Here is a 6151-nt window from a genome sequence, read left to right as displayed (position 1 = left end):
CGCTTAATGATGACGGTTATCTTCTCACCATCGTCGGGGGCGATTCTGCCGCCAGCACGCCCTCCATCTTTGTGGCGCACAATGCCGGGGCGCTCACGCTCAACGCTGACGTCAATCTTGCCTCGGCCACTCCCCTCATCACCACCGGCATGACGGACGGTACCCAGCTGGGACTGGGCACGATCAACCTCGCCGGCGTGTTGAGCGGGAACGGCTTCACGAAGCGAGGCGCTGGTGTGCTCAACATCACGGGTGCAGAGGCAAATACCTTCACCGGCGTCACCCGCATTGAGCAGGGCACGCTGAACCTGGGCAAGACGGCCGGTCAGGCCGCCATCTCGGGCTCCGAGCTGATCATTGGTGAAGAGGTTCCCTCTGTGGGAACGCTCCGGGCCACGGTGGCATTGAATGCTGCTGAGCAGATTGCAGACGGTGTTGATGTCACAATCTACGCCGGGAACACGCTGGACCTGAAGGCGCGCAATGAAACCATCGGCGGATTGACGGGCGCAGGCACCGTCACCAGCTCCACCGCAGGCACCGCTGTGTTTGGCGTCGGTGCTGGCAATGAGAGTTCTGAGTTCGCGGGGAATATCTCCAATGGCACCAACACCAACATGATCGTCGCCCTCACCAAGCTGGGCACAGGCACCCTGACCCTCTCCGGCGCGAACAGCTTCACCGGGGCCACAGCCATCGCAAATGGCACCCTCAAGTTTGGCAGCAACCAGAGCCTCTCCTCACAGCTCCAGTTCGGCAACACCAGCACCACCGCCACTGCAGGCACGCTGGACCTGACCACCGCCAACGGCACCTTCACCTCCATGGTGGCCCAGACGAACTCGACCACCAATGTCAGCCGCGTGCTCATTGGAGCCGGCCAGTCGTTGAACATCAATGGTGCGGTGCGAATCGGCTCGAACGCGGGCGCTCTCACGACCACACTCTTCAACGCCTCGGGCGCAGGGACGATGAACATCACGAACGCTGCCAGCGGCGCGTCGGTCGTCATCGGCGGCTACACCGGCAGCACTGCGGGTGCTGGAAACAACGTGGTGGCAGACTTCCGGGATCTGGAAACGCTGAACATCATGCTCAACACCACCAACGGCCTCGTCCAGGTGAGCAACAACTCGTCCGCATCGACCAACGCCAGGTCGGAGTTCTACACAGCAAAGACCACCACCATCACTGCCAAGACGCTCACCATCGGTGGCGGTGGCCAGATGGCCGGCGCGGACGACTACACCAATGCAGTATTTCTCGGAACCGGACGAACCACCCTCAATGTGGACGCCATCAATCTGGGCACGGGCTCACGTGACTTCGGCAAGCTGGCGTTCCAGAGTGCCAGTGGCACGCTGGTGATCCGGGCTGCCGATGGCGTCTCCCGCGCGGCCCTGATTGTGGGCGGCGGCAGCGGCAACACCGGCAGCTCAAGCGGCAACAACGTGAACCACTTCGACGTTCGCGGCCACGACGTGGATCTCTACCTGGGAGCGGTGCAAGTGGGAACACAGGCGACCCGCGCCACCAATTACAAAAGTTATTTCTCATTTGACCAGGGCAAGCTCGACCTCCTGAACCTGACTCTGGGCACGAGAACGACGGCGAACAACACCAACGGCGCGGCTGACCGGAGCACAGATGCGGAGTTCAACATCGGCGGCGGCACGGTGAACATGAGTGAGGGGATCCTGGCCATGGGAGCCGTGAGCCGGATCAGTTCCGGTACGGAAGACACCACGAGAATCCACACGATCAATGCCACCCTGAACATCGGCGGCGGGGCCAAGGTGACCATTGGTCAGACGGGTGGCGTGGCCATCCAGATGGCGAAGTCGGAGATCGCAAACTCCCTGACGAACGCCACGATCAATCTCACCACCAATGCGGAAGTCTCCATACTGGGAGACATTGTGAAAGTCGGCGGCGCAGGCACCTCCACCGCCACGATCAATCTCAATGGCGGCATCCTGGATATGAATGGCCATCTCATTGGGGCAGCCACCAACATCGTCAACCTCAACGCCCAAGCCGGGGTGCTGCGCAACCTGGGCAACCTCAACGGAGGCGGCAATCTCGTAAAATCCACCAGCGGCGTGTTGGAACTACAGGGGCTGAACACCTACACCGGTCGGACCATGGTAAACGCCGGCACCGTCATCGCCACGCAGACAAACAACTTGCGCGACAGCGCGGGGGTGACCGTGGCCTCCGGGGCAGCGTTCCAGTTCAGTGCCGCCGCAGCGGGGAGCAACCTCGTTCTGCATGATCTGGTTCTGGAGAACGGCGCCACCATCGGCGTCTCCGTGGGGAATCTCATCGACGTGCAAGGTGCCGCGTCCGCCACCGGTTCCATTGTGGTGGATTTCCACGGCGTGCCAGGTCTGCCAGCGACACCGGGAACTTACAATCTGGACGTCATCAAGTCCCTCACTGGCACCCTGAACGGCGCCACCTACACGGTGGGCAACTACTACAATGCCACCAACTTCACGGTGAACAGTGTGGGCTCCACGGCCACGAGTGTATTCCTGAACCTCACCGTGCTTGGCGCTGGCTCCATCCCCACGGAGCTCTGGTGGAAGGGCGGTTACGGCTCTGGATTGGGCAATGTGTGGGCAGTGTCCAACGGCTCCACCCTGAGCAACTGGGTCACCAACCAGGCCGGGCTCCCGGAGCACAACACCTCCCTGGTGCCTGGTTCCACCACGAAGATTCACTTCTCTGCCTCCGGCGCACAGAACCGCGACAACATGCGGCTGGGGGCCAATATGAGCGTGGGTTCCCTGGAGTTCGAGGATACAGCCTCCCCCCTGCTGCTCGATGACTCCACCTACACCCTCCAGATCAACAGCCAGGATGCCATCTCGCTCGCTGCGGGCTCTCAGAATGTCACCCTGCGCACCACGGTGAACCTGGCCCACTCCGCCCCTGAGATCGACACCGCAACCGGCACCCGCCTGGACCTGTCATGGATCCTGGCAGGCAACGGCTGGACCAAGACGGGAGACGGCATCCTCCGCCTCTCCGGGATCATGGCCAACACCTACACTGGCACCGCCCAGGTCCTGGGTGGCGAGGTGGAACTGGCCAAGTCCCCTGGCATCAATGCCATCACCGGCAACCTCGTGGTGGGGCAGTCCGGAGGGCCGGGCACGGTGCGGGTGCGGATGTTTGCCTCAGACCAGATCGCCGACGCGTCACTGGTGACGCTGAACAGCAATGGGGTGCTCACCTTGAATGGATTCAGCGAAACCATCGCGGGACTGCAAGGGACGGGCGCGGTGGAAAACCTGGCCGATGGGACGGTGTCCCTGCTGACTGTGGGCGCGGGTGATGTGAGCAGCACCTTCAACGGAGTCATTCGCAATGGCGGATCTCTGCCCACGCTGGAACTGACGAAAACCGGCGCCGGTACCCTGACCCTCGGTGGCACCGTCGCCAATACCCACTCTGGCACCACGCGGGTGTATGGTGGGGTTCTCGCCCTTAACAAGACAGCAGGCGTGGATGCCGTCCGTTGGGATCTGCTCGTGGGTGACGGGACCGGTACGGACACGGTTCGCTGGCTGGCATCCAACCAAGTTGGCTTTGAGTCCAGCGTGACCGTGAACGCAGGAGGAGTTCTCGATCTTAACGGGTTTGTTGACTCGGTGCGGTCAGTCACTCTGGACGGCGGCCTGATCACGGGCGGAGCAGGTTCAGCCTTGGGCACCACGGCTGGCTTTGCCCTCCGCAGCGGTGTGGTGGACATCTCCCTCACCGGCGCTGGGCCAGTCACGAAGACAACAACAGGAGATGTGCGCCTCAATGGTCAGAGTTCCTATACGGGTGGCACCGCCATCAATGCGGGCTCTGTCACGACAGGTGTGGACAACGCCCTGCCCACCGGCACGGTGGTGGTGATGGGTGAAGGCACCTCTTCGGCTAAACTGGATCTGACCGGATTCAACCAGGCCATTGCAGGGCTCAACGTCAACACCACAACGGAGGCCAGCGTTAACGAGATTGTGGTCAGCGCCGGCAAGACCCTCACCGTCAATGGCAACATCCAAGTGGGTCCAACCGCTTCCACAAGCGCGTTCAACAATGCGACCACCCGCCTCAACGTCACTGGAGGAGGCAACTTGGTGGTCAACAACAATGGGGGCACGATCCGTGTGGCGGTCGCCACCGGGACCAACATTACCACGAAGGCGATCATGGACCTTTCCGCCCTCAACTCGTTCACCGCCAATCTGGGGGCCTCCGGGTCGATCTCCATCGGCCAGGGCGACAACCAGTCCACGAACCGGGACTCTTCGATCATCCTGGCGCAGAACAACGACATCACCGCGGGGACCGTCAACGTCGGTGGCGGCTCCTCGGGGGCCACCCATTCGATGGTGCTGGGCGGCGGGACCAACGTCTTGCGGGTGAACACGCTGAACGTTGGTACGGGAGGCCGCGACCGCGGCTCCTTTTCGTTTGCCGACGCGGGAGGCACCGTCGCCATTTCTGGCATCTCGGCAGGCTCGCGCACCGCGCTGAACATCGCTACGGGTGATGCAAGCACGGGAGGCACCGGGGTGACCAACATCTTTGATCTCAGCGGCCACACGGCCAACCTGCTGCTCAGTGATGTCAACATCGGGACCCAGCCTCGTGGCAGCACCTCCTCGGCCGTTTTCTCCTTCAGTGCCGGCACGATGGACATGAACACTCTGACGATGGGAGTTCGTGGCCTTAACACCAGCGGAAATGGTGCCGCCTCCCTGCGGGACACCCTTGTGACCATGAACCTGAGCGGCGGTACCACCGTCATCCAGCAGGGCATCCTGGCCATGGCCAGAGTGACCGGCGCGACCGTGTCCGGCCAGGATGTGGGCAAGGAACGCATCGCCAACGTCACTCTGAATATCACGGGCAACGCCTCGGTGGAGGTCAAGGCGGCAGCCGGTGGCACGGCCATCAGCATGGCGGGCGCGGCGCAGGCCACGAGCGGCAACAGCAAATCCACGGCGCAGGCCCAGATCAACATTTTGGACAGCTCCCTCCTCACCGTCCGCGGCAACATCGTTCGTGAAGGCGGCCCCGGCACGACCAGCGCCACCATCAACCTCGATGGCGGCACGCTCGACATGACGGGAAATGCCATCGGCACCGCAGCGAGCAAGATCAATGTGCTCAACTTCTCCAGCGGCACCCTCAAGAACGTGGCCCAGATCAATGGCGGCGACGCTTTGGTGAAAACCAGCGCCGGCAAAACCCTCAAGCTGGAGGGGACCAACACCTACACGGGCGGCACCACCGTCTCTGCAGGCACTCTGCTGGTAAATGGTACGAACTCTGGAGGTGGTGCCTTTACCGTGGCATCTGGTGCCACGTTGGGAGGTTCAGGATTCATCACCCCCGCCGCAGGGCAGAGCATCACCGTCAACGGCACTCTCGCCGTGGGCGACTCCACCCTGACCACCGCCCAAGCTGCCACGCTCACTGTCACGACAAACGGTAGCGGAGCGCTGGTCTTTAACACCGGCAGCTCCCTCGCCTTTGACCTGACTTCTGCAGGCACCGGCGGCACCAACAGCTCAGACCATCTTGATCTCAACGGTCAGCTCACCTTGGGCACTGGAGTCACCCTGGACATTGCCAATCCCAACCTCATCGCCAACTGGACCTTCGGGGATTCGTGGAAACTCGTCGACTGGACTGGCGTGACCTTCACCTCAGGGTCCCAGACAACATTCACGATTGGAAGCAGCTTTGCCAATGTGATCCAGGGTTCAGGCTACACCTGGGACTTCAGCAAACTCTACACGGATGGCGTGGTGAGCATTGTACCCGAGCCCGGTCGTGCCGGCCTGATGCTGTTGGGCGCACTGTGCCTCCTTCTGCGCCGCCGCAAGTCAAACTCCAAAACATAAAGTGGGTCATTGAGCTGCGGATCATCGGTTTGAATTAGGTGAAGAGCATGGGGCAGCCTGCTCGGAGACCCGCTGCGCGGGAGACATCAGACTGCAAGACATGAGTTCCCGCATAGCTGACCGCGATCAGCGTAGCGTTGACCACAAAGGAGGCGGCGGTTCCCAGCCCCGCTCAGTCGCCGTACCCGCGGTGCCCAGATCCTCAGGGCACACCACTTCGTGCGACAGCTCAGGTCTTG

At 62.1% G+C, this 6151-nt stretch carries 1 protein-coding gene; it reads left to right on the top strand.

Features of this window, described 5'->3' with window-relative positions:
* The coding region (locus tag BV034_RS31790; protein WP_265593692.1) for an autotransporter-associated beta strand repeat-containing protein at positions 1-5912 on the top strand (5912 nt) is incomplete at its 5' end.
* Positions 5913-6151 lie beyond the last annotated feature (239 nt).

Source organism: Verrucomicrobium sp. BvORR034, assembly GCF_000739635.1.
Taxonomy (GTDB): domain Bacteria; phylum Verrucomicrobiota; class Verrucomicrobiia; order Verrucomicrobiales; family Verrucomicrobiaceae; genus Verrucomicrobium.
Note: the sequence above shows the minus strand (reverse complement) of the source record. Positions and strands in the feature narration are given on the sequence as shown.